This is a genomic window from Streptomyces sp. NPDC088387 (assembly GCF_044753385.1).
Taxonomy (GTDB): Bacteria; Actinomycetota; Actinomycetes; order Streptomycetales; family Streptomycetaceae; genus Streptomyces.
The window spans coordinates 23,694-50,274 of the sequence record NZ_JBIVNC010000028.1 but is presented as its reverse complement, the minus strand read 5'-3'; the positions used below and the strand labels follow the sequence as shown (position 1 = coordinate 50,274).

Annotated in this window: 26 protein-coding genes; 14 read left to right on the top strand and 12 right to left on the bottom strand. The window is 71.3% G+C overall.

Translation table 11 applies throughout. From position 1 onward, the window contains the following. Positions 1-685: 685 nt before the first annotated feature. Entirely contained in the window at positions 686-1,306 is a 621-nt protein-coding gene (locus tag ACIQAC_RS40340; RefSeq protein ID WP_402200650.1) for a hypothetical protein, read from the top strand. Positions 1,307-1,407: 101 nt separating this feature from the next. Next, positions 1,408-1,782 carry a helix-turn-helix domain-containing protein gene (locus tag ACIQAC_RS40335; RefSeq protein ID WP_402200648.1) on the top strand — a complete coding sequence of 125 codons (375 nt, stop codon included), beginning with the start codon at positions 1,408-1,410 and terminating at the stop codon, positions 1,780-1,782. Positions 1,783-2,236: 454 nt separating this feature from the next. On the opposite strand, the gene ACIQAC_RS40330 is transcribed toward ACIQAC_RS40335, so the two are convergent. The 4 genes from ACIQAC_RS40330 to tpg (ACIQAC_RS40315) form a co-directional block, all read right to left on the bottom strand. After that, entirely contained in the window at positions 2,237-2,509 is a 273-nt protein-coding gene (locus ACIQAC_RS40330; RefSeq protein WP_402200646.1) for a hypothetical protein, read from the bottom strand. Continuing rightward, entirely contained in the window at positions 2,509-2,742 is a 234-nt protein-coding gene (locus tag ACIQAC_RS40325) for a hypothetical protein (protein WP_402200644.1), read from the bottom strand. Before ACIQAC_RS40325 ends, ACIQAC_RS40330 begins: the two co-directional genes overlap by 1 nt. Positions 2,743-3,202: 460 nt before the next feature. Then, positions 3,203-3,964 carry a hypothetical protein gene (locus ACIQAC_RS40320; protein WP_402200653.1) on the bottom strand — a complete coding sequence of 254 codons (762 nt, stop codon included), beginning with the start codon at positions 3,962-3,964 and terminating at the stop codon, positions 3,203-3,205. Positions 3,965-4,067: 103 nt separating this feature from the next. Next, positions 4,068-4,658, bottom strand: coding sequence for a telomere-protecting terminal protein Tpg (gene tpg / locus ACIQAC_RS40315; RefSeq protein ID WP_402200642.1), 591 nt, complete (start codon positions 4,656-4,658; stop codon positions 4,068-4,070). A 128-nt stretch (positions 4,659-4,786) separates the two neighbouring features. Here tpg (ACIQAC_RS40315) and ACIQAC_RS40310 point away from each other — a divergent pair, with 128 nt between their 5' ends. Beyond that, entirely contained in the window at positions 4,787-5,605 is an 819-nt protein-coding gene (locus ACIQAC_RS40310) for a GNAT family N-acetyltransferase (RefSeq protein WP_402200641.1), read from the top strand. A gap of 127 nt (positions 5,606-5,732) precedes the next feature. Here ACIQAC_RS40310 and tpg (ACIQAC_RS40305) read toward each other — a convergent pair whose 3' ends face one another. The 8 genes from tpg (ACIQAC_RS40305) to ACIQAC_RS40270 form a co-directional block, all read right to left on the bottom strand. Continuing rightward, complete coding sequence (gene tpg, locus ACIQAC_RS40305; protein WP_402200640.1) at positions 5,733-6,290, bottom strand: telomere-protecting terminal protein Tpg; 558 nt, start codon at positions 6,288-6,290, stop codon at positions 5,733-5,735. A 15-nt stretch (positions 6,291-6,305) separates the two neighbouring features. Beyond that, the gene (tap, locus tag ACIQAC_RS40300) at positions 6,306-8,537 is read right to left on the bottom strand and encodes a telomere-associated protein Tap (protein WP_402200639.1); all 2,232 of its coding nucleotides are present in this window, start codon (positions 8,535-8,537) and stop codon (positions 6,306-6,308) included. Positions 8,538-8,637: 100 nt separating this feature from the next. Continuing rightward, complete coding sequence (locus ACIQAC_RS40295; RefSeq protein ID WP_402200638.1) at positions 8,638-9,468, bottom strand: DciA family protein; 831 nt, start codon at positions 9,466-9,468, stop codon at positions 8,638-8,640. Beyond that, the gene (locus tag ACIQAC_RS40290) at positions 9,465-11,651 is read right to left on the bottom strand and encodes a hypothetical protein (RefSeq protein WP_402200636.1); all 2,187 of its coding nucleotides are present in this window, start codon (positions 11,649-11,651) and stop codon (positions 9,465-9,467) included. The genes ACIQAC_RS40295 and ACIQAC_RS40290 overlap by 4 nt, the downstream gene beginning before the upstream one ends. A 1,141-nt stretch (positions 11,652-12,792) precedes the next feature. After that, on the bottom strand, positions 12,793-13,236 hold the full coding sequence (locus ACIQAC_RS40285) for a GIY-YIG nuclease family protein (protein WP_402200634.1): 444 nt from the start codon (positions 13,234-13,236) through the stop codon (positions 12,793-12,795). After that, positions 13,233-14,432, bottom strand: a complete 1,200-nt coding sequence (locus tag ACIQAC_RS40280) for an XRE family transcriptional regulator (RefSeq protein WP_402200633.1) — start codon at positions 14,430-14,432, stop codon at positions 13,233-13,235. The genes ACIQAC_RS40285 and ACIQAC_RS40280 overlap by 4 nt, the downstream gene beginning before the upstream one ends. 269 nt (positions 14,433-14,701) lie before the next feature. After that, positions 14,702-15,412 (bottom strand): AAA family ATPase, encoded by a 711-nt coding sequence (locus tag ACIQAC_RS40275; RefSeq protein WP_402200631.1) that lies wholly within the window; start codon positions 15,410-15,412, stop codon positions 14,702-14,704. After that, positions 15,409-16,167 carry a GntR family transcriptional regulator gene (locus ACIQAC_RS40270; protein WP_402200630.1) on the bottom strand — a complete coding sequence of 253 codons (759 nt, stop codon included), beginning with the start codon at positions 16,165-16,167 and terminating at the stop codon, positions 15,409-15,411. Before ACIQAC_RS40270 ends, ACIQAC_RS40275 begins: the two co-directional genes overlap by 4 nt. Before the next feature lie 363 nt (positions 16,168-16,530). Here ACIQAC_RS40270 and ACIQAC_RS40265 point away from each other — a divergent pair, with 363 nt between their 5' ends. From ACIQAC_RS40265 to ACIQAC_RS40215, 11 genes are all read left to right on the top strand, one after another. Continuing rightward, positions 16,531-17,139 carry a hypothetical protein gene (locus ACIQAC_RS40265; RefSeq protein ID WP_402200628.1) on the top strand — a complete coding sequence of 203 codons (609 nt, stop codon included), beginning with the start codon at positions 16,531-16,533 and terminating at the stop codon, positions 17,137-17,139. A 172-nt stretch (positions 17,140-17,311) separates the two neighbouring features. Further along, positions 17,312-17,476, top strand: a complete 165-nt coding sequence (locus ACIQAC_RS40260; RefSeq protein WP_402200626.1) for a hypothetical protein — start codon at positions 17,312-17,314, stop codon at positions 17,474-17,476. A 70-nt stretch (positions 17,477-17,546) separates the two neighbouring features. Next, positions 17,547-17,732, top strand: coding sequence for a hypothetical protein (locus tag ACIQAC_RS40255; RefSeq protein WP_402200625.1), 186 nt, complete (start codon positions 17,547-17,549; stop codon positions 17,730-17,732). A 159-nt stretch (positions 17,733-17,891) separates the two neighbouring features. Beyond that, the gene (locus tag ACIQAC_RS40250; RefSeq protein ID WP_402200624.1) at positions 17,892-18,194 is read left to right on the top strand and encodes a WhiB family transcriptional regulator; all 303 of its coding nucleotides are present in this window, start codon (positions 17,892-17,894) and stop codon (positions 18,192-18,194) included. A gap of 109 nt (positions 18,195-18,303) precedes the next feature. Further along, positions 18,304-18,663 (top strand): hypothetical protein, encoded by a 360-nt coding sequence (locus ACIQAC_RS40245; RefSeq protein ID WP_402200622.1) that lies wholly within the window; start codon positions 18,304-18,306, stop codon positions 18,661-18,663. A 239-nt stretch (positions 18,664-18,902) separates the two neighbouring features. Further along, positions 18,903-20,624 carry a DUF2637 domain-containing protein gene (locus tag ACIQAC_RS40240; protein ID WP_402200621.1) on the top strand — a complete coding sequence of 574 codons (1,722 nt, stop codon included), beginning with the start codon at positions 18,903-18,905 and terminating at the stop codon, positions 20,622-20,624. Between the two features lie 114 nt (positions 20,625-20,738). After that, complete coding sequence (locus ACIQAC_RS40235; protein WP_402200619.1) at positions 20,739-21,218, top strand: hypothetical protein; 480 nt, start codon at positions 20,739-20,741, stop codon at positions 21,216-21,218. Further along, positions 21,215-21,523 carry a hypothetical protein gene (locus ACIQAC_RS40230; RefSeq protein WP_402200617.1) on the top strand — a complete coding sequence of 103 codons (309 nt, stop codon included), beginning with the start codon at positions 21,215-21,217 and terminating at the stop codon, positions 21,521-21,523. Before ACIQAC_RS40235 ends, ACIQAC_RS40230 begins: the two co-directional genes overlap by 4 nt. Positions 21,524-21,652: 129 nt before the next feature. Continuing rightward, positions 21,653-23,866, top strand: coding sequence for an ATP/GTP-binding protein (locus ACIQAC_RS40225; RefSeq protein ID WP_402200615.1), 2,214 nt, complete (start codon positions 21,653-21,655; stop codon positions 23,864-23,866). A gap of 21 nt (positions 23,867-23,887) precedes the next feature. Further along, positions 23,888-24,307: a conjugal transfer protein TraB gene (locus ACIQAC_RS40220; protein WP_402200613.1), complete on the top strand. Its 420-nt coding sequence runs from the start codon at positions 23,888-23,890 to the stop codon at positions 24,305-24,307. An 81-nt stretch (positions 24,308-24,388) separates the two neighbouring features. Then, positions 24,389-26,530 carry a chromosome segregation protein ParM gene (locus ACIQAC_RS40215; protein ID WP_402200611.1) on the top strand — a complete coding sequence of 714 codons (2,142 nt, stop codon included), beginning with the start codon at positions 24,389-24,391 and terminating at the stop codon, positions 26,528-26,530. Positions 26,531-26,581 lie beyond the last annotated feature (51 nt).

Below are 26,581 nucleotides of genomic sequence, written 5' to 3'. Positions count from 1 at the left end.
TCCACCCGCGCGGGGCGCGGCTTTGATGAAAGGTCAGCGCCGGAATTCGTTTCCCACCACTCACCCGAGGAATAACGAATTGCGAAGTCGTGGACCCGAGCCACAGAACGGTACCTCAGATATCGGAAAGCTCGAATTCCGGCGTGCGGAGGTACCGAAGCCGAACGGCCCCCGGGGCCGGGCGGCGGAACCGTCCACCGGCCCCGGCCACGCTTCCCCCGCTTTTGAGCGTCACGGTCGGCACCACCCGAGACTCAGAGCCGTTGCTGCTGTCCCCTGCCTGCACCGGACCGCGGTGCCGCACGCGAAGCGAGCTCAGCCACGGAGGCCGGCTCCCACGATCTGGTGGTTGTCGACGGCGACACGCCCGCCGCTGCCAGCTGCTTGTCCCGTACGCACCGTGGCGTGTCAGCCGGGGTTCGCGTGGTGGTTGAGCTCTAGTGACACATAAGAGCGTTCCGCGCCGAAACCGGCTCTGACCTGCGGTGATGCGAAACCGTTTGTTCTAGGTTTCCAGAACAAACGCGTCCCGGGTGTTCTGGAGATCCAGAACAAACATCGGTCACGCCTGACGGTACGTCAGGTAACTGTGAGCCACTGTTTGTTCTACCCCTCCAGAACAAGCCGGTTTACCTAGTGCTACCGTGCTGCTCGAAACGTTGATCATCTCTGGAGGACTGTGCTGATGGAACAGCTGCCGATCGTCCGCCCCGGCGAGCGCGTGGTTGCGCGGTCGGACGGCAAGGGCGGCTTGATCCTGGGCGTGGAGAAGATCAAGGGCCGGGAGTTCGCCGCGAGCGCGGAGTGCAGCGGCTACGTGCTGGACGCCCGGCTGCTGATGGACGTGCTCGGCAGCCTGAAGATGCCCGGCTCCTGGTTCCAGGTCTGGTGCAAGCTCGTGGCGCTGCAGAACGCCAACCGCGCCGACGACCAGACCCGTGCCGCCGCCCGCGGCTTCGTGAAGACGAACCAGCGCGACCTCCAGGCGCGGTGCAACTTGTCGGCGGCCTCGGTGAACGAGGCGTCGCAGTTCTTCGCGCACATCGGCTGGATGCGCACCGCCAAGCGCGGGGTTCTCCAGCTGAACCCGTGGCTGACGGTCGCCGGCACCTCCGGCGAGCAGGAGAAGTGGCAGGCGCTGTGGAACGGCGCGGAGGGCCCGGCCTGCATCATCCCGCACGCCGACTACCCCACCGAGTGGCGCCAGGCGCGGGAGGCGGAGAAGAAGGCCGCAGAGGCCGCCCGCCGCAAGGAGAAGGTCGTCACGCTCCGGCAGCGTCGGCCCGTGCGCAAGGCGAGCGCATGACCTCGCGCGGCATATCCTCGATACAGCGTCGACCTGATCGAAAGTGGTGAGGCTCCGTGAGCAGCTCTTACGTCCCCAGCCCTCCCACAGAGGCACCCGTCATGATCTCCCGTGACGTCCTGCGCCTCCTGGCCCTGGTCGACGTCTCCACCGCCGGCCGCCGCGTCCTGGACCAGCTGCTGTACCTCAGCGACCCGGAGACCGGCACCGCCGCGATCAGCCAGAACGAGATGTGCTCCGAGCTGGGCGCCAGCAAGCCCACCGTGAACCGCGGCTTCAAGGAGCTCCGCGAGTGCGGACTCGCCTGGAGCCTGGAAGACGGTCTCTACCAGCTCCACCCGCTGCTCACCGGCGGCGCGGTCTCCTCCCCCGTCATGCCGGTCCCGGAGATCCGAGCCGCCGAACCCGAACGCTTCACCGAGCAGCGACGGGCCCGGTTCGCCGCGCAGACAGCCAACCTCGCCGCCACCGGCTGAACACCCCACCGAGGGCCCTCACCGGCCCTCCAGCGGCCTCCTGGCCCCGCGAAGACCCCAAGGCGCTGCACCCCTGGTGTAGCGCCTTCTTCATGCCCGCCCGCGATCAAGCCGGTAGCACTGGCTAAACCGGGTTGTTCTGGTGCAGCAGAACAAACGCCGGGGCGCTCCGTGCAGCAGCGGCCACCGCGAGTCGAGCGCTCGGTAGCACTAGGTGAACCGGGTTGTTCTGGTTCTCCAGAACAACCCGTGGTCCGGTGCAGCAGGGAGCAGCAGCGCCCGCTGCTACTGGGAGGCCGGCCTTGCTGCACGAGCAGCACCCGTGTGCCGTCTGGACTGTGCGAGACCGCGCTGCACGCCGAGCCCGCCTTGCAGCAGCCGAGCAGCACGACCAGGAGCACGAGCAGCACCAGGAGCAGCGGGCCGGTGCAGCGAGCAGCGGCTTCTTAGCTGGTCAGACCTCGATGTACGCGACGACGACCACGGTGCGCAAAGCCGTGACCCAGTACAGCAGGCGCACGCTCTCGACTTCGTCGGTGTACTGGCGCAGCTGGGGGCCGGCGGAGTCGCCGGGCAGCGCCTCGCCGACGTCGGGGTTGACGGAGACGACGACCAGGGCGCGGTCGAGGGCGTGGATCTCCGCCTCGCTGGTGATGTTCTCCAGCTGCTTGGCGGCGGAGTCGGAGAAGGCGATCCGGGCGCGGCGCGGGCCGTGCTGCGGGGCCATCAGGCGACGGCCGGCCGCTGTGCGGCGAGCCGGGCGAGGTGGGCCTCCCGCAGCTCCTCCCACGGCGTGCAGTCCTCCACCGAGGGCAGGCCGTTGGTGGCGATGTCCTCCAGGACGGCGGCGAGCTGGTCGGCGTTCTCGCGGGTCTTCGCCGCGTACGCACGGACCGCGTCGGCGGCCGCGGGCTCCAGCTGCTGCCGGGCGTGGTCGGCGGGGGCCGGCTGTTCGCTCATCGAGGGCTCCAGGGGGCAGAACTGGCGTCTGCCTCCAACGGTATCGGCCGCTCCGGGCCCTGGGGACCACTCCGGACGAACCGGCTCGTACGAGGGCGCGGACCCAGGCCAGGGAGACCCAGCTCCCGGCCCGCTACCCGATGACACAGATCAGCTGAACAGTGACACAGTGAGCGTGTCCACCTGGGAAAACAGGGGGTCGATGACACAGATCGGCCCACTGTTCAGGCAGGCGAAGGATCAGACCCGGATGCGGACCGTAGTCGCTCCGGGAACGGTGTCACGCTGATCGGCGAGTGGCCCGAATCCAGGGGTCGGGCCCGTGATTCCGGGCCGAACCGACAGCGTGACACCCCAACGTGACACCCGGATCGGGGCACGTGACACCGGCGAGCGTGACAGCGTGACAGCCACCCTCGGTGATCACAGGCGCGCCGGAGCGGACCGTGCGAATGCTGCGCTACGACCGGACACGGGCAAGGAACACAGCGAGGGCACCAGCGGCCTCGGGTTCGGTGGTGGCGAGCCGGGCCGCGAACGCCAGCTGGTCGACGTCGACGCCGGGGACCAGACGGGCCAGTTCGGCGAGCAGCGCGGCATGCGCAAGGACCGGCGGGGTGAGAAGACCGGCGGCGGCCTCGCGGGCGGCCGGGCCGCGGTAGTGCCCGAGGTGCGCGGCGAGGGCGTGCGCGAGCCAGGCGTCGACGTCGGCCTGGACGTACCCGCCGGCTCGCCGGGTGAGTTCGTCGCGGACAGCTTCGTCGCCCTCGCGTGGCTCGGTCTGCTCCAGCGTGCCGAGCTCGCGCAGCGCCAGGAGCTCATCGGCGCGGGCCGCGATCCGGGCGGCCTCGCGGTGCTCGGCTTCCCGGGCGGCGGCGGCCGCGGCTTCGGCGGCGAGCTCGGCTCGGACGACGTCGTCGGCCTCCGGGTCGTAGACGGTGCCCGGCGCCGCGTCGGCGAGCAGCTGCGCGATGCGCTCCCACTCCGCGAGCTCCGCAGGGCCGCGGACGTCGTCCGCCAGGTCCTCGTGCCTGGAGTCCTGCCGGGCGTCGAACCGGGCGTCCTCGAGGGCCGCCGCGACGGCGCCGGCGTCCATGCCCTTCGCCCGTCGCCGTACGACGCGGCGGCCGATGCGGGCGGGGTCGACCGGCTCCCGGGGCGCGGCGACGCGCGGGGCGAGCGGACGGCGCGCAGTGCGCCGGGGCGGCCAGGGCGTGGTCATCATCGGCCTCGTATTCGTGATGCGGGATTCGGGGCGGGCCGCCGCCAGAGCGCTGTACGGCGGCCCGCCGGATTGTTTATAGCAGGCCCGGAATTTGACCGGGTCAGAATAGGAACTCGATGGCCTGGACGTGCGTGAAATCTGCGCGCAGGCCATCGGCGCGGGTGCCCCATTCCGTGAAATACGACTCGGTGATGGCCTCCGCGACGATCGGATGCAGATCCTCCTCCGTCGCTCCGGCTTCCTGGAGATCCAGGATCTGCTTCGCGTAGGTGGGTGAGATCGGGGTGGTGATGGTGCGTATGCGGCCGTCGTCGGAGCTGCCTGTGCAGGTGAATCCGAAGTACGCGGTCACCTCCACCATCATCCCGCTGGAGGTGGACGCCTGTTCGCGTGCCTGTGCCCTGACCTGTGGTTGCCACTCGGACTCGGTCTCCTCCACCAAGGCCGCCTGGAGGCGCTTCTGTGGCTTCTTCAGCTTCCCGGCGCGGTAGCGCTCGATCGTGCGCGTCGAGGTGCCCACGCGCTCCGCCAGGCTCCTGGCCGACCCCTTCATCCGCGTGAGGAGGAATTTCACCTGTGCATTTGCGGACTTCGGCGCGGGCCGGGTGAACACCTTCCGCTCCGCCCGCGCGAGGGCCTCCAGGATCTTGCCCCGGCTCGGGGCCGACTGCTGCTGCTCGTGCTCGCTCATACCTCCTAGGGATCACGGATCACCTGTGGACAGACTCCGGGCACCGCGGCTTCAAGTCGCCTGCCAGTGAGGGGCGTTAGGCCGGAGGCCGGGTGGGGGAGGGTTGCGGTGACAAGGGGAGGAACGCCGTGGGGAAGCGGAACGGGGCGCGCAAGGGCGCCCGACGGTCAGGGAATCCGGCACGCCGCGAGGCGGAGCGCCTGTTCTCGGGGGACGTGATGGGCGAGCGCATGTACGCCGCCTCATCCCCCAACGCCGGGGTCGCGGTGCAGCCGGGCGAGATCATCCCCGTGGACGTCCCGGCCTTGCCGGACGGCGTGATGCTCCGGGACGCCGAACCGTCCGACGCGGCGGCGTTAGAGCCCGTGATGCGGCTGGCCGACCCGGACAACCCCGATGGCTCCTGGCGGCAGCTTCCCACCGCGATCCGCCAGAGCCTGGAGGCCGACAAGTACACCCGCGTCCGCGCGGTGCAGGAGACCGAATCCGGCGCGCTGGTCGGCGGCACGATGACGCTGCCGGCGGCGTGGGCGTTCACCCACCCCATGCTCATGGGGTCGCCCAACGCGCACATCATCGCCGGACTGGTCGCCACCCTGGACTCCCTCGCGGTGGTCGAAGCGTGGCGCGGCAAGGGCATCGCCCGCGCCCTGGTCGCCGACGTGGAGCGCGCGGCCGGCGCCCACGAGAAGGGGAAGTTCGGCGCGGCCATCCTGTACGTCACGCACGAGCCGGAGCTGACGGACTTCTACGCCGGGCTCGGCTTCACCCTCTCCCCCGACGGCATCGGCATCCCCACACCGGCCGGCTTCATCTGCCACGGCCCGATCAAGGGCTTCCGCTTCTCGGTGAAGCCGCTGCGCACCGGCGTCCAGATGCAGCCCATGCCGACCCCCTACGGGCGGCAGCTGGTCATCCGTGGCGTCCTGCCCGGCCCCGCGCACTGAGCCGGTGACCCGGGCGAGCCGCCCTCGTTGAGCACGGCATCGCGTGCATGACCATCCGACCCCCGCGGATGCGCGAGCGAGCCCGGACCAATCGGTCCGGGCTCGCGGGCTGTTCGGGGCGTGGCTGCTACAGGTCGAACTCGAGGTGTTCGACGTCGGTGAACCGGACCTCCTCCAGGCTTCCGGCGCGGCGGCCGCCGTCCTGGAAGTAGACCTCCTTGAGCGCTTCGGCGGCGATCTCCCGCAGGCGGTCGTCGCTGGCACCCTGCTCCTGGGCCTCGAAGAGGCGGGCGGCATAGCGGGGCGGCAAGGCGACGGTCAGGTGCCGGATGCGGTCCTGGTCCGTCGACCCGATCGGCGCGGTGTAGCCCATGCGGGCGCGGGCGTCGATGACGATGCCGCCGGTCGTCGCCGCCTTCGCCTTGGCCTTCGCCCGGATCTGCGGCTGCCACCGCTTGGTCACCTCGCGCTCCAGGCGCGCGGCGAGGTCGGCGCGCGGCTTCTTGGCCTTGCCCGCCACGTACCGCTCCACCTGCCGCTGGGACATGCCGAGCAGTTCGGCGACCGCCTTCGTGCCACCGAGCTGCTTGACCATGTACCGCATCTGCGGGCCCGCGGACTTGGGCGCGGGGCGGGTGAACGCCTTCTGCACCGCCTTGTCCAGGCCGTCCCCGAACATGCTCATCACCTGCGTACTCCCCTACTCGCCGTTGTCGACGTCGGTGACGGTGCCGTCCTTGATGTACCGGGCGAGGTTGAGCTCCGGCGCGTTGAACCGCTCGCGGACCTCTTCGCCCCACAGGACGTCCTGGGTGCCCTCGTGCTTGACCAGGCCCGGGTTGATGCCGAGCTTGAACCCGCCGGGCAGCGGCTTGCCCTCCCGGTAGGGCAGGAAGTCCAGCGGGCTCGGTCCGTTCGCGGCGTAGACGACGCAGTCGGACAGGATCGCGATGGGGTACTGGCCGGTGAAGGCGGCGTGCTTGACGATCTTGCGGTGCAGGTTGATCCGGGTGCGGGAGATGACCGCCGCCCGGATGTCGGGCCGCCACGTCGGCCGGGAGAGCGCGCGCCACGGCTCGCCCGGCCGCCAGCCCTCGCCCCGAGGCCGCTCGCGCAGCTTGCCCAGGCCGCCCTTCACCGTCGCCTTAACCGCCGAGACGACGATCGCCAGCTCCGGGTCACGGGCCTTGTAGCCGTCCATCGCCGCGAGGAAGTCGGCCGGGGCCAGGTCGGCGTCGACGCCGAGGTCGGCCATCGTGGCGAGGAACGCGTCGCGCAGCCGGTTGTACCAGCCGTCCAGGTAGCGGCCGTTGTCGTAGCGCACCCATGCCTCCAGCGGGCGCACCTCGTAGCCGAGCTCCACCGCGTACGCCACGGTGGGCGTCGCGTACCAGGCCGGGCCCTCGGGCCGCTCGCCCTTCGGCGTGAACGGGCTCGGAAGCAGGCTGCCGTCCAGCTCCACCCACTCCTTGCCGACCTTCACGCGGGACAGGTCCACGTGGCTCAGGTCGACCAGCCACGAGCCGGGCAGCTTCGGGTCGAACGCGGGAGCCTTGACGTACGTCGCCTCACCGAGCCCGACATTCAAGCCGTTGGCTCCGGCCGCGAAGGCCATGTTGACGTCGATGCCGACCAGGTGGCGCAGGGTGCACTCCGCGTCGGTCATCGGCCGCGCCCAGTCGTACGCCTCCTCGAACAGCTTCTCCGCCGGTCCGCGCACGTGGAACCGGGGCAGGTCTTTGAGGACCGGGTGCCCGTCGGGGACCTCGCACGGCGGCCAGTTCATCGGGTCGATGGCGTCCTTGCCCAGTGAGCCGGGGGTCTTGTCGTCGGCCTGGCGCAGGACGCCGGTCTCCTCATCGCGGACGGCGTAGGTCGGCGGGTGCAGGGCGGTCATCAGCTCCAGGCCGGTGACAGCGGTGGAACCGCGCGGCGTCATCACCCGCGACGCGTACGCGCCCAGGACCCGGGCGAGCTCCGCCGGCGGAAGCTGCGCAGCGTCGCCCCAGTGCCGGGTGTCCAGCGCGTTCCACGACGGGATACACAGCTGCACACACTGGCGGTCCGAGCCCTTGGCCGGGCGGTAGATCCGCGCCCACGGCCCGAAGCCCCTCTTCGTGAGCTGCCAGTCGGCGCGGGTCAGCTGCTTGATGACCTTGTGGCCCTCCGGGATCCGCCCCGCGTGCCGCTCCTCCTCGGTGAGGGCGACGGGCAGGCCGTAGCGCTCCAGGGCGGCCTCGGTGAGCACGATCAGCGGGTCGGCGGGCTTGCCCGGTCCGGACAGCTTCGGCTGCCCGAGCTTCGCCTCCTTGAGCGTCCAGTCGATCAGGGACGGCAAGGACTTGGCGGGCACCTCCAGGACCAGGCCGCCGACGCAGTAAGCCAGGACCTTCCCGTCCTCGATGTCCAGAACCGCCAGCGGCCCGTTCTCAAACCGCGGGTCGGTGCCGCCCGCCGGGGTTCCGGCCGGGGCCGCCTTCTTCGCACCGGGGCGGCGCGACGTCGACGTGCTCCTGGGGGTGCTCGCCGGGCGGGTCGCGGCGGCCGGAGCAGCGGCGACAGGGGCCGGGGCGGGGGTCTGGGTGTTCTCGGTTGCAGTCATGACCGCAGCCTCGGACGCCTCCTCTGTGGACAGAGGACGGGCTTCCGCCGGGGCGGGGGCGCTGGTGAACGTGGCGGGCACCGGGGCCGGGTAGAGCTCCGCGAGCTGCTTGAGCAGTCGCGCGTACGCCTCACGCTCCGGGCCGCGCGGCTCGGTCGGCTTCTTGGTCGACTCCCAGGCGGACACCGTGGCCCGGCGGACCTTCAGCGCGCCGGCGACGTCGTCCAGCGTCAGGCCGTGCGCGACCCGCAGCCGCTTGCGCTCCTCCGCCGACGGCAGAGCGGAGCGGGACGCGACCAGCGCGTCGACCGCGTCGAACATCTCGGACATGGAACACCTCCTGACCCACACTCTACCCCATGAACCGTAAGATTCGCGTACGTCTACCGTACAAACACCGTACGAACCCTCTTGAGGGTGAGGCGACGTTTCATGCTGACGTCCGCAGCGGGGCCCTCTGAGGCGTCACCGCCGGCACCGTCCCGGCCTCCCTCGCCGCACGCTCCGCACGGGCCCGGCGCAGAGCCGCGGCGCGCGAGACGTCGGCCTGGCGGCGGCGCTCGGTGCGGGCCTGCTCGATCGGGGCCGGCGCATCGTCCGCGACGGCATCGGGCTCGGGGAACGCACGGCGGGACAGCTCCCGCATCGCAGCGGTCTGCCGCTCCACCGCCTCCGCGATGTGCGGGTCCACCCGCGACGGCGGCACCGCCTCCTGGTGCGCGGCGAGCGCGCGGCGGTAGCCGCCCGAGGCGGTCTCCCGGGTACGCGGCGGCCCGGCGGGCGCGGCCACGGGCTCCGGGTCGGAGTCGGCCGGCTCGGTCACCGCCACCGTGCCGGGTGCCAGGATCCGCAGGGATCGGACGACCGTCCGGCCCGCCGACTGGTTGGCGGCCGCGATGATGCGGGTCTGCTCCAGCCGGGCCTTCGTCGCCCAGGCCGCCGACTCCGGACACACGGTGAGCTGCCCGGCGTCGGCGTCGTACGACACGGCGGCGACGTGCCCGGCGAGCTCGGGGGCGATGGCCGCCCACCGCTCGCGCAGCGTCGCGCCGGCGGCCGGGAGCTCCCACGCGCGCTCGGTGACCAGCGCGCCGATCGCAGCCCCCAGGCCCATCGGCTCGCGCCCGTCCCGTCGCACCGCACGGACCGGCCGCGGCTTCGCCTTCGCCTTCTGGCCGCCGCCGTTGGCGCGCGCCGCCTCCATCGCGGCCCGCAGCGCGACCCGGGCCAGGTCGACGCCGGACACCTCGCTGCCGCTCATGCCTGCCCCCACGGGGTGTAGCCGAGGTCCAGGTGACCGAGGCCCGAAAGGCGCTGCACGGTCGCGACGAACGACCTGGTGAACAGGCGCTGCGCGGAGTGCTCGCCGTACCGGGCGATGTGGTCGTGGACGATCTGGTGGTCGTGCGCGGCGCGGGTGCGCCAGTCGAGTACCTGCTCGCGGGTCAGGTCCTCGAGGACGAGCTCCTGGTCGTCGTCGACGTCGACGACCCCCGGGGCCGGGGCGACGGGGGCCGGACGGGGCGCGGGCAGCACGACCGGGGCCACCGGCGCGGCCGGGACCTCCGGCTCGGACTGTGCGGCCGCGGCTTCGGCACGGGCCTGAGCTGCGGCGGCCTGCCGGGCTCGGACCTGGTCCCACTCGTGCACCTTCGCCCACGCCCTGGCCGTCACGTCCTGGTGCAGCTGCTTGGCGGTGGCCGCCCGCCGCTCCGCCTCCGAGGCGCCGGGCATCGCGGCGTCGACGGCGGCCGCGACCGCGCGGCGCTGGTCCCGGCGGTCGGCCTGCTTCTCCTCGCACCGGGGGCAGTCCTGCCCGGAGTCGAGCAGCACCCGGTCGTCGCACCGCACGTCGCCGCACTGCTGGCGCTGCGGCAGACCGGCGCCGATCAGCCAGCCCACCGGGTCCTTGATCGGCCCGGCCAGCCGCATCTGGTCGGCCAGACGCCGGGCGAGCCGGTCGGCGAGGACCTGCGGCGCGTCCGCGCGGCCGGCGAACCCGACCACCCTGCCCAGCTCGCTGCGCGCGGCGGCCTCCACCAGGCGGCGGGCGGCTGGACGCTCCAGCCGCGCCCACACCAGGTCCACCGGCGCCAGAACGGCCCGCAGATCCTCCGGCGGCAGAGGCACCCTCCCCCGCTGCTGCCTGCCCTGACCCGCACCGTCCACGACCCGCACCGCACCGTCGGCCACCGGCCCGCGGCCGGGCTTCTCGCTGCTCATCGACGGGGACTTCTCCTGCTGTTCCCCGCGAAGCGGGCCGCCGTCCTCGCGCACGCACGCGCGGTCCGGCAGACCGTGGTTCCCACCACGGCCTTCGCCGGAAAAGCCACCAGAGAGCGCAAGAGAACCCCCAGGAGTAACCCCAGAAGCGTGGAGAGCGTGGTGCTGTGCAGTTGCGGCGAGGTCTGCCGATCCGGCCACCCCGCCCTGTCCGGCGCCCTCGATCCCAGTCGTCACAAGGGTCTCGCCCGTCTCGCCGGACTCAAGATCTCCGGATGCAGTACCGGCGAGGTCTGAAATCAGGGCCTTGGCGACCCGGCGGGCCTCCCGCACGGCCACACCGTGGGCCTCGGCAACCGGCACCAGACGCACCCGCGACTGCGCGTTCAGGCCCGAGCCGGTCTCCTTGCGCACCACGTCCGCGACGCCCTGCTCCTGGAGGCGCTTGAGCACCTTCGCCCCGGCCGCCGCCGTGCAGCCCAGCAGCCGCGCGACCGTCGCCGCCGGCCGCCCACGGCCGGTGTCCACCGACCCCGGGCACAGCTGCAGCCAGCCCGCCGAACCCGTCGTCAGCACCATCAGCAGCAGCCCGAGCCGATCCGTCGCAGCACCCCGGCCCGTACGACCAGCGAGCAGCCCGGCCGGGACCACCGGCTTGTCCTTCGGAGCCCACCCCGGACCGAACAGCACCTCGATCAGGCTCAGCAGCACCGCCAACTCCGAGCGCGACAGCGCCAGCGCGTGCCGCCGGTCGCCGGCCTTCTGCGCCCGGTACATCGGGATCACCCAGCACTCCAGGCCCGTCGCGTGCCCGAAGGCGTTCGTCGCGACGTTCGAGCCGAGGAACCCGGCAGCGCGCAGCTCGGGCAGCACCGTGTGCGCCACCGTCGACTGCGACACCCCCAGCCACCGCCCGAGCTCCGCCGCCCAGATCGACGTCTCGAAGTCCTTGCGCACATCCGCCTTCGCGGTCAGCACCACCGACGCCAGCCGCGCGCCGTCCGACGCCCCGGCCAACGCCGGAGACGTCACCAACGCGCGCACCGCCGCGAGCAGCCGGGCCCGCATCGTCTTCGACAGCTGGAGCGGGTTACCCAGCTCCAGCCGCGCGACCGGACCGGCCTGCGCCGGAACCGACCGCAGCCGACGACGCGACGCCCCGCCGGCGAACTCCGTGCGCGGGCGCGGGAGCACGGCGACCGACGCCGCCGCGGCGCTCATCGGCCCACCCGAACGGACGAGAAAGAGATCATCTCGGCAGCCTTGCGCAGGTCGCCTGTGGACAGAGTCCGAGCAGCGGCGAAACCGTCGCTACCTCCCGCCCGGCGGGCAGGAACTTCGGATCGCGTCCCGCCCCACGGGACGGAGCTCCGGAGCACCGCGGCGGCCGGCGCCGCCAGGAGGACATGGGCCCCCCTCTCGGTATAGGTGTCGCGGACCGGGGTCCGTGTGACACTCCACCCCGAAGAATCTTCGTGACTAATGCCGTGAACAGGGCAAACAGGGTGTGCGAATCCCGTCACGCGGGAAGGGTGGGGGGCTCGAACCAGGCTGAAACGGACACGGTCGAGCTGACAGAAGACACCGATCTCGTGCACTATGGCGGGGACACCAACCTTCATATGGATCGCCCCGACCGCGACCAGGCCCCTGCCAAGGGACCTGACCACGGCCGAACGCTCTGTACGGGTGGAGCCCCGAGCCCGACGGCCTGCCAAGGCCGCCGAACCCGGGGTGACGCTGGTGGCTCAACAGAGGCCCCCTGCCAAAGGGGCTCCTGGAGAGCCGGGGTGGTCGCCTTGCCAAAGGACGACCGGGTGGAGCAGCCCGCCTGCCAAGGCGGGGTGTTGCAGGCCCGCTTGCCAAAGCGGGGTGTTGCATTAGTGAGAAAGACCCAGCTCGATGAGCTGGAGCCCAGAACCGGCGCCAAAAACCGGGATCTGAGCGCCGACCTGGACGGTGCGTCCGGTCGGAAGACGGGCCGCGCGAGGCCAGTGGATGCCACTCCACCTGTCGGCGCGCGCGGCCGATGGCCGCTAGGTCATGGCCGACCCCCTCGAATGCGAGAGCGGAGTCGGCGCATACCCAAAGGCGAGTCCGATGGCGTGATCGCAGAAGAGGAACGGCGCAGATACGCGTGCAGTTCCGCCGACGCGGGTACTCTTCATCCCGCGATCACCTCCTATCAGGTGTCGCCCAAACGAGGCTTCGCCCCGTTCGAGAGCCCTGGGACCCTGCACGGTCCTGGGGCTTTCGTCGTTTTCGATCACCCACAGCCTAGCCCTACAACCCGACACAACTGTCGGACGAATTCGCGCAACGTCCGACGTGCCCGGAATGCCGAACTCACCAGACGGGAAGGTCAGCTGTCGCACAGACACCTCCCGGCTTCCTTCCAGGTCGGGCACTCCCGCTCCACTCGCTCGAAGGCGCTGGGTGGGTCATCGGGAAACCAGGCGATGACCTCTGCCGTTAGCGGGCCTGACGTAGCGACGTCGTGCTTCGGCTTCCGCTGCCCCGTTGGCTCCGATTCCTCCGCCTGCGCCGACTTCACAAACGGACTGACGACGCCTACGGGGTCCTGTCCCAGATCGAACCACTCGCCGTGCTGGCGCTTGTCGGCGAACCGGCGGTGAAGCTCGGCTTCGACGATGTGGCCGCCTTCGAAGAGCGCGAGAATCTTCAGAGGAACAGGTGACCCCGTTTGCAGGTGCCGTAGACGACGCTCCGGATTGTCAGTCCAACCGATCTTCACGAGTGGAGAGCCGGGAGAGCCGATCAGGTAGACCCGCTCTTTACTGGTCACTGGCCACCTCGCAGTTCGCGGAGGTGAGCGACGAAAGCCTGGGCCTCGCTGGCGTGGGCGTAGTGGGACTGGAGGGCCTGCCCGAGGTCGGCGGCCACCATCGCGAGCGACGGCAACGACTTCCGGTCGCCGGCGAGCGCCTTCTCCCCGTACGCGAGGGCCGTGTCGAGATCGCCTTCGCGGGCCGCGACGACTCCGAGGGTGACCCGGGCCTCCGCGTTCCGCATGGGCGAGCGCTCCGTGCCGTCGAAGTCCGTCCCGGCCCGGATCACCTGGTTCGCCAGCTGCTCCGCGAGGCGGTTCTCCCCCACCCGGCGCAGCGCGTCCATCCTGTAGAAGTCATATTTGCCCGGGTCGACGACGAAGTGGTCCTCGATGTTCTCCGGGTACGGGAGGCGCTCCAGGAGCTGACGCCCCTTGTCCAGCGCCACCTCAGTCTGCGACCGGTCCCCCAACCGCGCCCACGCCTTGGCCTGCTGCGCGTACAGCTGCGCGGCCACGCTCTCGTTCGGCGCCACGGCGATCCCGGCCTCCGCGGCTGCGATGACGCCGCGGTAGTCACCCCGGGTCAGGGAGAACCAGGCGCGCATCTCGTGCGCCCAGCCCTGCACGCTCAGCTCCCCCGACTCCTGACCGAGCATCAGCGCGGCCTGCCGGGTCGCCTCCGCGTCGCGCGGGCGCCCGGAGTCGTACTCGACACAGCCCACCAGGAGCGACAGCTTCCCGGCCAGAGCGATGATCTCGCGATGCTGCGCCAGGCTCACCCGTTGGTGTTGGAGGCCGACAACCCGGGCCAGCCACGCCTTGCCTTCAACGAGCAGCTGGTCGGCGGGCATGTACGCGTACTCACAGCACAGCCGGTCCGCCGTGATCCGCAGCGCGTCCAGCGTCGCGACATCGACGTCCGACGCACGCAGCCGCGCGATGATGTCCACGGTGTCCATGCCGCTGACCTGGAGAATCTCCGCGCGCCCGTCGCGGCGGGACCGCTCGGGGAAGAAGGCGCCGGTCGTCGTGCCGAAGGTCTGAGCGATGGCCGACCGGTACTTCACCGGCTGCGCGTCGCCGGCCTCCCACCTCTTCCACTGCCGGAGCAAGTCCTGCTCGCTCACGACCTGGTCGTCCGGGAGCCTGACCATCAGCGCGCGCACCGCGTCGGTCTGCGACCAGTCCCGAGCAGCGCGCTCCTCTACCATCCGGCGAGCCCAGTCAGGGCGCTCGTCAACCATCGCGATCCCCTTCCCCGTACGGTCCAGCGGCGCAGCCTGCGCCCCGACTGGGTGATGCCCGCGGAGCGGAAGCCGGCCCTTCTGCGGCCGAGCATGGCACGGCCCCTTGATCGCGCGGAGGTGACAAGTGGCGGTGACATTCCGAATGTCACCGGCTGATGTCACTTTCCGCAGCCGCCCTACCCGAGCACGGTCATGGTCATTGAGTGCCGGGAGCTGCGGGTGGGAGGTAGGGGTCAATGCGGGCCGCCATCCTTGGAGGGACGTGCACGGCGGAGCGTGGCCAGCACGTTTTCCGGGTGACCGTCGTACACGATGTGCGGCTCATCGTCGGTCGGCGGGGAGAAGCGGCCAGCGTGCCGGAGCAGATCTTCCTCGCTGAACGCGATGCTGTTCGCGTCGACCAGCGACTGCTCGTTGCGCTTCTGGATCCGACCCCAGCGCACCTCGTGCGGTACAGGCAGGTAGATGAGCACGGGCTCGCCGCCGGCCTCCATCACGGTCGCTGCCCACTGTGCCCGCTCTTCGCGAGTCCAGAAGCCGTGGTCGACCACGACCTCGTGTCCGGCCGCCAGGAGCTCCTGGAGCTCAAGTGCGACGTCCTTGAGTACGGGCGCCTCCCTGACCCTGAACTGCCCCCGGGGAAAGTCCCTGCCGTAGTGGCCGTAGCGGCGGAACATCTCCTCGTCAGGGCAGAGGCGCCGGAAGCCGGCCTCTTCCAGGGCGCGGGCGAGGGTCGTCTTGCCGGCGCCCTGCAGCCCGGACATGAGGATCGCGCGAGGCGCGGGGCCCGGTCGGCCGGACAAAGCGGCGGCGATGCGCGTGATCTCGAATCGTCCTTCCAGCGTGAGGGTGTCGGTTCGCTCGGCTCGAAGGAGCTTGCTGAGGCGGGCTTCGAGGCAGGAGACGAGCGTGTCGTCCAGTACGGCGGCGTCGGACGTGGTCACCGCTGCACCTCTGAGGTGGTGCGGCGGGTGCGGCCCGGGGCGCCCAAGTCCACGCCGTACTCCAGCAGTTCGCCGTCGGCATCCAGGAAGCGTGCGGTCAGCACAAGGATCGCCGCGACGGTGTCGGCCTCCAGCTCCAGGAGCTCGAGGTCGTGGTCCGTCGCGATGCGAGCCCCCTCCTCATCCACGCGCTTAACGACGTGCCGCCCGGTAGCCCGAGCGATCAAGTCGAGCGACAACCCGCCCTTGAGCCGCTCGCTCCGCGCCAACTCGGGCACGGCCTGGGCGAACTCCGCCGGGATCCACGAGGTGGAGTGGGAGACGATGCCATGACCGTCCCGGTAGACACGGCTACGACGAATCACGTCGTCACCAGGCGAAATGCCCAGCACGTCAGCGACGTCTTCGGGAGCTTCGACTATGCCGGCGGTGTGGCCGGACGACTTCTCGCCGACGCCCCACGACGACTGCGTCTTGCTGCTGCGGTCGTGGCGCTCCGCCCCGGAGGACAGCGAGATGGGGCGCGCCATCACCTCGGTGCCGACACCCGGGATGCCCTGCACGAGCTTCTCTTCGCGCAGCAGGCGCATGGCCCGGTCAGCGGTGGCTGTGCTGACCTCCCACTCGGTCGCCAGGTTCTTGATGCTGGGCAGGAGGTCACCCGGCGAAAGCTCCCCAGAGCTGATCAGGTCGCGATAGTGGCCCGCGATGCGCGCGTACGGCGGCCGATTGTCGGCTCGGGGTGGCCCTGACATGTGCCTTCGCCTCCTTCGAATTACCTCTGGGTGCCTCACTATACCGCTTGACACATGAGGTTACCTGATGCAACCTGATGTATGTAAGACGTCGGTGATCCTCCGGGAGCACCGAGTGAGCATCACCCGCTAGACCGCAGTAGTCGTCCGCCCCTTGGGGCGGCCGGAGTAGCCCCAGCTTGCTGAGGGCGCGAGAGCACCATCGAACTCCTCCGGAGCCTGACGGCCGCGACGCCTGTGTTGCACGTCGCAGCGCTGTGCGCTGTCTGTCCTACGGGACGCCGGCCTCGTGCCGTGCGGCCCGGAGGGCAGAGAGAGCATCGCGACCCGCGCCCCCCGCCGCTCCGTCCGTGAGGAGTTCAGATGTCTGCTTCGACTCTTGAGCGCACCGCCCGTCCCCGCCGGAGCCGGACCCGCTCGCGCACCGTCAACGCCCGCCCGGCGCTGGCCCTCTCGACTCTCAAGCCCCACCAGTACGACCTGCGCCCGGCCTGTGTGTCGCTGGTCTGCCCCGACTGCGAGACGTGGGTGCCGATCACCGGCCTCGGGACCAGGAAGCCGAAGGTCGTGCCTCACGACACCGGCCGTACGTGGAAGGACGCGGCCGTCCGCTGCCGCCTGGGCAGCAATCGCCTGGTCACCGTCGACGTCACGGTCAAGAAGTGGCAGGAGCGCCTGGAGGACGGTCACGCGGAGACCGGCCACCGCCGGAAGACCACCGTGCTGCGCAAGCCGAAGACCGCGGTGGCCCCGGCCGTCAGCCAGATCGCCGCGCAGAAGCAGACGCCGGCGGATGACGAGCCCGGCGACGGCCGCCCCCTGTGGCTGCTGCGCGAGATGAAGTGGGCGTCGACCGAGTCGGCGGTCCGCGACGCCGACACTCGCCGCGCGCAGCTGCCCGACGGCGATGCGCCGCTCGGTGCGCCGCCGGTGCCGCTCAAGACGCTGCACCCCAAGCGCCGCGCGAGCTGACCCGCTCCGGACGAACGACCAAGGCCCCGGCCACCCCGCAGAGGGGTGGCCGGGGCCTTGGCTGCTCGTACAAGCAGTCAGCTCCCCAAGTGGGGAGTGATCGCGACAGCCCTTGGGATTGCGGCCCGGGGACTGTCCAGGACCTGACTCGGAGGACCTGATGCAGCTCAGCATGACACGCACCACGGCGCAGCCGCGGGCCGGGATCATCGACGACATCGAGCGCGAGGACGACTCCAAGGGCTACGAGCCCGAGGACGCCGCCCGCGTCGACGTCGCCCTGGTCCTTGTTCTCAACCTCGCTGCGGTGCAGACCGGTTGGACGGTGGCGGCATGACCGACGCCGAACGCGAGGCGCTCTCGCAGAAGAACCGGGAGCAGAACCAGCGGTCGGAGAGGCACCAGAAATGAGCGCCCGACCGACCGACGACCTGTTCGTCCGCTACATGAAGGCGTTCGAGGACTCCACCGAGCACACCGGCGGCTGCCCGGCCTGCCAGGGCGAGACGCCGTGTGCTGAGGGGGTGCCGATCCACGATCGGTTCGCTCGCCTCCAGGACGCCTACAACGCACGCCAGAAGCAGCAGCGCTGATCCCCGGCCCTGCCCGTCGTCCCCGCGCCGTCTCGGCCGGGGCCGGCGGAGAGCGCCGGGAGTTCCCGCCCGCTCCGGCCGTCCGGCCGTCGACACAGAACAGCCCCAGGGTGGCCGCCCCGGGGCTGTCTCTCGCACTGGACCTTCTGGGAGGCCCTGATGAATCGCACCTCCATCGTACGCACCCCGTACTACGGCGCCGTCTCCACCGCTGTCGCGCCTGAGCGTCCCCGCGCGGCCTGCGCCGATGAGGACCCGGAGCTGTTCTTCCCGATCGGGGACAGCGGCCCGGCCCTGATCCAGGAGGAAGAGGCCAAGGCTGTCTGCCGTCGCTGCCCGCTGATGGAGTCCTGCCTCCAGGGCGCGCTGGAGCGCGGCGAAGCCGCCGGGGTGTGGGGCGGGCTGTCCGAGAAGGAGCGCCGTTCTCTCAAGCGGCGCGCCGCCCGCCAGCGCGCTGCCTGATCCGTTCTGGCGGCTGCCTGATCCGCCCGCACCGACCGCTGCACCACGGCGGCCGGGACGGGCGGTGACGGGGAGCCGGACAGCCCGGACCACAGTCGAGGGAGGCCACATGGCCACGACGATGACCCCGCTCCAGCCCGGCACGGAGGCCGCTGCCCAGGCCGCCGCTTTCGCGATCTTCGGCAGCGACATCCCGCCGATCGGGCCGGAGGACTACAGCGGCAGTTGGCGCACCGCCCTCCACGTCATCGCGGAGGAGTGGGTGGGCGAGGGCCGCTTCGAGCGGCACGCCGCCCGCACCGCGACCGCGCTCAACGAGCTGTTCGCCACGCAGAAGTTGTACGGCGTCGGCTCGCCCGAGGCGCTCGCCGGTGGCAGCGCGCTCCAGCCGCTGATCGACCGGTGCCGCCACTTCGGCATCACCACCGCCGACCTCATCCGGCACGGCGCGCAGTTCCCCGAGAGCTGACTTCGCGCCCGCCTGGCGGGAGCCGCATCGAGTTTCGAGTCCGCCCCGTGACGCTTCGCGAGACCGGTCGCCCGCCCCCCGGGCCGCCGGCCTTTTCGTGCGCGCGGAGCGGGTAGAGCCGGTGCCAGTTTCGTGATCAACCGACCGCACCGACCCTCGCTTCGGGAACGCGCCGCCGCGTTTCGGGAGCAGCCCCCGCCGTTTCGCGCACGCCCTGAATGCCCCCTCGGAGGCCCCACATGACGATCACCGACTGGCCGCGCACCGCGGCTGAACCCGACCCCGACACGAGCGCACCGGCCGCCGTTTCGGGAACACCTCAGCCGGTTTCGCGGACGACCGGCACCGTTTCGGATGCGCCGGAGTTCGTTTCGGAGACGGAAAGCGGAACCGGAACGGGCCGCTCCCCGGCGAAGCTGACCGGTACCCAGAAGTGGACGACCGGAGCGATCGTCATCGCCGCGCTCGCCCTCGCGGGCATCGGCCTGTACCTGTCCTTCGAGCACGTCGCGGACTTCGCGTTCAAGGAGCTCCGCTTCGGCTCGCTGGGCAAGGGCCAGCTGTTCGCGGTCGGCGTCGACGTCGGCATCATGGTGATGATCGCGGTCGACCTGCTGATGGCCTGGCTCAAGCGCCCCATCAGCTGGATTCGTTATCCGGTGTGGCTGCTGACGGCCGCGACGGTCGTCCTCAACGCGGCGTCCGGTGCCCCGGAGGGTGCCTGGAAGCTGATCGACTACGTCGCGGCCGGCGCGCACGGCGTCGTGCCGGTCCTCTTCATCACCGTGGTGGAGCTGGGCCGTGACGCCATCGACCGCGTTGTCCGGCCTGAGCAGGCCGAACGGGACTCGATCCCGTTGCTGCGGTGGATCCTCGCCCCGATCGCGACGGCCCGGATCTTCCGCCGGATGCGGCTGTGGGGCGTCACCTCCTACCCGGAGATGATCCGCCGTGACCAGCAGCTCATCGCGTACGAGCAGTGGCTCAAGCGCAAGTACAAGGGCGACATCTCCAAGGCGTCCGAGGATGAGCTGCTGCCGATGAAGATGGCGCCGTACGGCTACACCGTCGACCAGGCCCTGGCGATGCCCGATGAGCAGGAACAGGCAGCTCAGGAGCGTGCGGAGGAAGCCGAGCGTCGCCGCCTGGACGCGGAGACGCGCAGCGAGGTCGCCAAGGCGGAGTCCGAAGCCGAGCGGCTGCGCGCCAAGGGCAAGGTGGAGCTGGTCCAGGCGGAGGTCGACGGCCAGACCGGCCAGGCCCGAGCCCACGCCCGAGCCCAGGTCAGCGCCGCAGAGCGGGCCGCCGCACTGGAGCAGGAGGCGCTGGACAACGCGGTGGTCGCCGAAGCCCGAGCACGTGAGGCGGAGGCGGAGCGCAAGGAGTCCGACGAGCGCGAGGCCAGGGCCGCCGCTGATCTTCGGGCGGCGGAACTGGAGCGGCAGGCAGCCGAGAAGCGGAAGGAAGCTGCGGAGGCCGACCGGGTTGCCGCGGCGGAGGCTCAGGCGATCGAGACCCAGACCATCGCCGAAGCCCGCAAGGCCGCTGCCGAAGCGAACCGGCGTGCTGCCGAAACGGAGAAGGCTGCTGCCGAAACGCGGCGGGCCGCTGCCGAAGCCGACCGCAAGAAGGCTGAGGAGGAGCGCCTCCAGGAGGTCGCTCTCGCCGACGCTGCGCGTGCCAAGCGGGAGGCCGCCGAAGCCGAGCGGGCTGCTGCCGAAACGCGGCGGGCTGCTGCCGAAGTCGAGCAGCGCGCGGTCGAAGCCGAGGACGTCGCGAAGCTCAAGCCGCGCGAGCGGGCGGTCCGCCGGGTCGCCCGGATGATCCTCGTGGCCGGCGGCGACGCCGACCGGCTGCCGCTCGCCGACATCCAGCACGAGCTGGCGGTCACCTCGCCCGGTACCGCCTCGGAGTACCGCCAGGAGGCAGCCGAGCTGCTCGCCGGCGGCTACCGCCCCTGATCCACCGTCCGGCACACACCAGTGAGGGCCAGCCCGCGGGATTCGGGCTGGCCCTCGCTGCGACTGCCGGAAGCAGTCACAGCCCCACAAGTACACCAGGAGGGAATCCCCGCCGTGAACAGCGAAAACGACCCGAACTACTCCCCTCTGCGCGACGTCGCGCAGAGCCCGGAGGCAACCGCCCGGTACCTGGCCGACGTTCAGCGGGTCCTGCTGGACATCGGCAAGAACCTGGAGACCCTCGCGCACGAGACCCGCGTGCACCTGCGCGACACGCACGTGGAGGGCGACCGCTGGTACCACGCCAGGCTGCGCGCGATGCCCGTGGAAAAGGCCCTCGGGCAGGTCCTCAAGAACCTGAACAACCTCACCGAGGGCCTGGAAAAGAGCGCCTATAAGCGCCGCGCCCACGACGAGGCCGTTGTGAATACGGCCAAGGACAGGAAGGAAAAGGAGCTGGAAAGGCAGCGGAAGAAGAACCCGCCGAGCCTCCAGGCCGCACCCAATCCGCCCCAGCAGGGTGCGCAGACCCAGAATTCCGGGTATGGTGGCCCCACGTCGATTTACGACCTCGGTAGGAGGGAGTCGGCGTGACGCGCCCCCTCAGCAGCATCGAACGCTCCATTCAAGGGCGGAACAGCTGGCTGCAGGCAGAAGAGCGCAAGGCGATCGAAAGTCGCGGGGAAGTCGGCCGGATGGAATTCTGGCTCCGCGTTACTCGGTCCGAAATCTCCAAGGAAATCAAGGCCGGACGCGGCGACGTCATCGCCGCATTCACGCTGGTCTGCCGCCTCTTCAAGCTCGTGCTGGAGAAGCGGCAGGCGGGCGACCCGCGGCTGTTCGACCACCTCATGCAGTACGCGGACACCGTCCTGAAGCAGCACGGCCCGCGTAGCTGAGCGTCACCCACGAAGGCCCCGCCGGGCTCCGGCGGGGCCTCGCGCGCGTAAAGCGTGCACACGTGCACGTGCACGCGCGTGCACACGAGACCCCACTGTCTGTCAAGTCCCCTGGAAGGGAGGTGCCCTGTGTCCGACGAGTCCGACGACACCGGCGGCGGAACCCTGGTCCACGGCCCGTGGAGCGGCGATTCCACGTACTCGCTGCCGCCGACCCCGGATTTCATCGACACCATTCCGCCGCCGGAAGACATTCCGGCCGCTCCCCCGGAGACCCCGGAGGAAACGACGATGGAACTGCCGACGATTCCGGCTGCTCCGGACCCGGCAATGGCGCTGCGCTCGGACGGGATTTCCCCGCCCGAAGCAGACGATGACGCGGATATCGAATTCGAAGGCGAATACGTTCAGCCGCGTTCTCTCGCTGACCGTCTCGGTGACTGGCTGGAATTCCGGCTGGAAACGGCGCGGGCCAACCACGAAAGCGAAGCGCCTTTCCGCGAGGCTGAAATAGCGCGGAAGGCGGCGCTGCTGGAGGGCCGCACCGCGCAGGAAGTCGCGATGATGGAGCAGAACGGAAAGCTCCACGCCGCGATGATGAAAGCGAAGGGCGACAAGGCGGCGGCGCGCGGAAAGGCCGACGCCGACCGCACGAAGTCGTCCAGCTCCGGCCTGGGGTCGGACAAGGGCCGCTCGAAGGCCGGCGGCGGGGGCGGGTCCTCGCGCGGCGGGGGCGGCAGCGGTCCGTCCCGCAACAACTCCGGCGCCGGGCCGAACCGGTCCGGCGGTTCGCGCGGCTCCAACTCCGGCGGCCCCGGCGGCCGTTCGGGGACCGGATCGACCGGGGGCGGCGGAGGCGGCAAGGGCGGCACGAAGGGCTCCCAGTCGGGCTCTGGCGGCCGCGCAGCCGGTTCCGGGCGCAGCGGTCAGTCCGGGGGGTCGAAAGGCGCTCAGACGGGCTCTGGCGGCTCCGGCCGGAACGGCAACTCCCGGGGTGACGGGGCCAGTCAGGCGTCCGGCGCCCGTGCCGAGCGGGCTCGCGGCCGCCAGGAGCGCGCCGGGGTCCGGCAGGCCGGGCGGCAGGAACGGCGCACCGCCGGGCACGCCGCCGGTGTCGCGGACCGGAGCAAGGACCGCGACCAGGCCCGCGCCCAGCAGCAGCAGGCGTGGGAGGACCGCCGGGCCAGGAAGGCGCAGCGGGCTGAGGCTCGGAAGGCGAAGCGGGAAGCCGCGGCGTCGGCCGACCCGGGCCGCACCACGCTGGGCAAGGCCGTCGGCGAGGAAGCCCAGCGCCGCTGGGACAAGCGCCGCGCCGACGCGAAAGCCGCCGCGGACGCGAAGGACGCCAAGGCGGCCGGCACCGAGAAGGTGAGCCTGACCAAGGACAAGGACTCCAAGGCCAAGGGCACCGACGGCAAGGACGCCAAGACCGCCAAGGACGCCCCCGACGGGGCCTCCAGCGCCGCGAAGGACGGCAAGGCGGGTGATACGCCGGGCACCGACTCAACGGCCGGTGACGGGGCGTCTGACGGCGCGAAGAAGCGGCGGCGGTTCCGGCGCCGGCGCACCGGCAGCACGGGCCGGGCCGGACGACGCGGACGTACCCGCCGCACCGGCCGCACCGGCCGGACGGGACGCGGTCGTACGGGCCGCACGGGTCGTACCGGTCGGCGTGGCCGTCCGGCGGACAGCCCGTTCGGCGCGGAGGACTCCACCCCGACGGTGGAGTGGCCCGACCGTCCCACCCGCCCGCCGCGCACCGACGCCAAGGGCGAGGACGACATCGTCGACGCGGACATCGTCCCCGACGAGCCCGCGGCCATGACGACCGGCGTGCGGGGCCTGCCGCCCGCGCCGGAGCGGCACACCGCACGGCCCGGCACCAGTCGGCCGACCAGCACGGAAGGGAGCAGCGTGAGCAGCTCGGAGGTCAGCAGGCCGTCCGGCGGGGGTGGCCTCGCCGCCCAGCACCGCACGGACATCACGTTCGACGAGTACCTGATGGAGATGGCGAACATCGCCATCCAGGCCGCCTCCGACCAGGAGCGGGCCGAAGCCCTCGCGGAGGCCCTCGACAAGGTCGCCGACGCCCTGCGGGACATGGCCACCGACCTGATCGGCGACCACAACGTCACCACCGAGGTCACCGAGCTCATCTCGGACCTGGCCGACGCCGCGGCCCGCATGAAGCAGCAGGCCGAACGGTGCGCGACCGAGTGCGGGTTGGCCCTGGAGGCCGCCAAGCTCGCGGCCTCGATGGTCGCCCGCATCTACGGCCAGGACATGGCCGCCAAGGAAGACGCGGGCCTCAAGTACGTGTCGGCCGCCGCCCACCACGACTAGGAACAGGGAGGAAACCCGCTGATGAGCAGCGATCTCGCACCCCGCCCGAGCAGCGCGGCGCCCGCCGTGGCCGACGGCGACAACCGCTACAAGGCCGTCCAGGCCAAGCTCGACACCCTCGGCCAGGCGCTCGACGACGCCGGGCTCGGCCTCGAGGAGCTCATGCGCAGCATCATGAGGAACGCCAAGCGCGCTGAGGACGCGGCCCGCGACGTCGGCAACGCCGAACTCGACCCGAAGTTCGTGGAGCTGACCAGCAACGTCAGCGTCGCCCTCGGGGGCGCCGGGGTGCAGGTCAAGAAGCTGCACGACACCGCGCAGGAGACCGCCGACCTCACCTACGAGACCAAGCGCACCCACTCGAAGCTGTACGGCGCGCTGGACGACATCCGCTCCAACCGGCGCGAGAAGACGCCCCGGCCCGGGTTCTTCAACCGCTGACCGCTCCCCTCACCCACCCCTCACACGGGCGGCCCCGCACCACGCGGGGCCGCCCGTGCTCATTCGCCGAAGGAGAAGCCGGTGACCACGCCGCGCAGCGTCGCGCTCGAACGCCTCGCCTACACCATCGCCGCGCCCGTGCTGGCCGTGGCCCCGAACCTCTACCCCGACAGCCCCGTCAACCAGGTCGTACAGCTCGCCGGCGCGGCCGGGATCGGCGGCTGGTTCCTCGCCGCCAAGAGCGATGAGCCCGGCGCCGGACGCAAGATCCTGCGCTGGTCCCCGCTGGTCCTGGCCGCCGCCGTCGACGTCGCCGCCGGACACACCACCGGCTTCGGCCCGTACTGGCTGGACGGGCTGCTCGCCGCCGGATGGGCGGCGGCCGGCTACCTGGTGATGCCGTTCTCCCGGCACGCCCGCCGCCGCCACCGCCCCGCCCTCGCCGCTCCGGCCCCGCAGCCGGCGCCCGCCGAAGTCCTTGAGGAGTCGGTGGCGCAGCCGGACGACGGAGCCGACCTGCTCACCCGCGACGCCCGGGTGCTGTGGGAGCAGGCCGGGATGCCCGGCCGCACCCACATCGTCAAGGCCACCCGGCACCCCGGCCAGCAGCACGACATGACGATCCTGCTGCGCGCCTCGGAGACCGGACGGCCGATCACCGGCCTGTCGGAAGCCGCGGTCGCCGCACCGTTCGGCGTGCACTCCAGCGACGTCGTCCTGGCGGAGGTCGCCATCCAGCCCGGCCGCCAGGGCGGCCCCGGCTGGATGGAGGCCCACATCACCCCCGACGCCAACCAGCGGCGCCGCACCAAGCCGACCGACCAGGAACGCTGGACGGACAAGGTCGGCGGACCCAAGGGCGGCGCCCCCGGCTCCGAGCTGGTCCACAAGACCCGCGACGACGAACGCGGCGTCACCTTCTACCGGGCGAAGATGGCCGACCCCACCGAGACCCCGCGCATCGACCTCGCCAAGGTCTGCCGCGCGCTGAAGCTGCCCGAGGACGACTCCTGCGTGTTCGTCCTCATCGACGGCGCGGAGTTCCTGATCAGCGCGTTCGACGAGCCGCCGCTGTCGCAGATCTTCTCCGCCACCCGCGAGCTGCTCACCCCGGACGCCAAGGGCATGTACGTGTGCGGGTTCACCATCACCGGCCAGCCGGTGAAGACGATGGTGTACCAGCACGACAAGAACGCCCCGGCGCACGGCCTGACCCTCGGAGTCAGCCGGTCCGGCAAGACGCAGTTCTTCGCGATCCACATGGCCGCGCAGTCCCTGGACGGCCAGGTGGTCTGGCTGGGCACCGTCCGCAAGGACGAGAAGACCACCGTGCTCGGTCGCTACATCGACCGGCAGGGCTCGAACGCGCTGTGGATGGCCCGTTCGCTGCGGGCAGCGAAGGCGCTGTGCGAGATCCGCGCCGATATGCCCTGGCCGCACGACGGCCAGCCGCACGACTACAAGCCCGGCGACCCGCGCTGCCCGTACCGGCAGCTGAACGTGTACGGGGATGAGTTCATGACCGCGGCGCAGGACGCGGACTTCGGCGAGTTCATCCAGAAGGACGGCGAGGACCTCACGGTCACCGGCCTGAAGTACGGCATCGGCTTCAACCCGGCCGGACAGTCGCCGTTCGCGCACAACGGGTTCTCCACGGAGATGAAGGACAACCTGCGGCAGAACTCGAGGCCGGTCATCTTCAACATGGGTTCGCCCGGCGCCACCCGCAAGGCGGCGGAGGGCACCATGGAGAACGCCTACGACGTGCCGACCATCCCGGCCCGCTACTCCCGCACCGAGGGTTCCGCGATCGAGCGGGCCATGCGCGGCGAGGCCGACCCGGAGAACGGCGTCAGCACGGGCGGCGTCGCGGTCATCGTCCTCGACAACGGCCGCGCCGTTCTCATGCGGTCGCTGTACGCGGACTTCGACACCGACCTGTCCGAGCTGTTCCCCGACGAGGTCAACCGGCTCACCGACCACGAGATCAGCGAGCTGGAGAAGCGCGGCCTGTGGTTCGACTGGAACGAGCCCGTGCGGCCCGGCGAGTTCTGGCCCGAGCCCGACGAGGACGACGACGGCGAGGGCCGCTCCCGCCGGCGCGGCGGAGGCGGCGGCAAAGGCGGCGGCGGGCGCGGCTCCAAGGGCGGCGGTCGCCGCTCCGAGCAGGTCGCCTCTCCCCGCCAGGCGCTGGAGGCCATCAAGAGCCTCACCGACGCCTGATCACACCCACCCATCCCCGGGGCCGGCCAGCCCGAGCACGGCCGGCCCCAC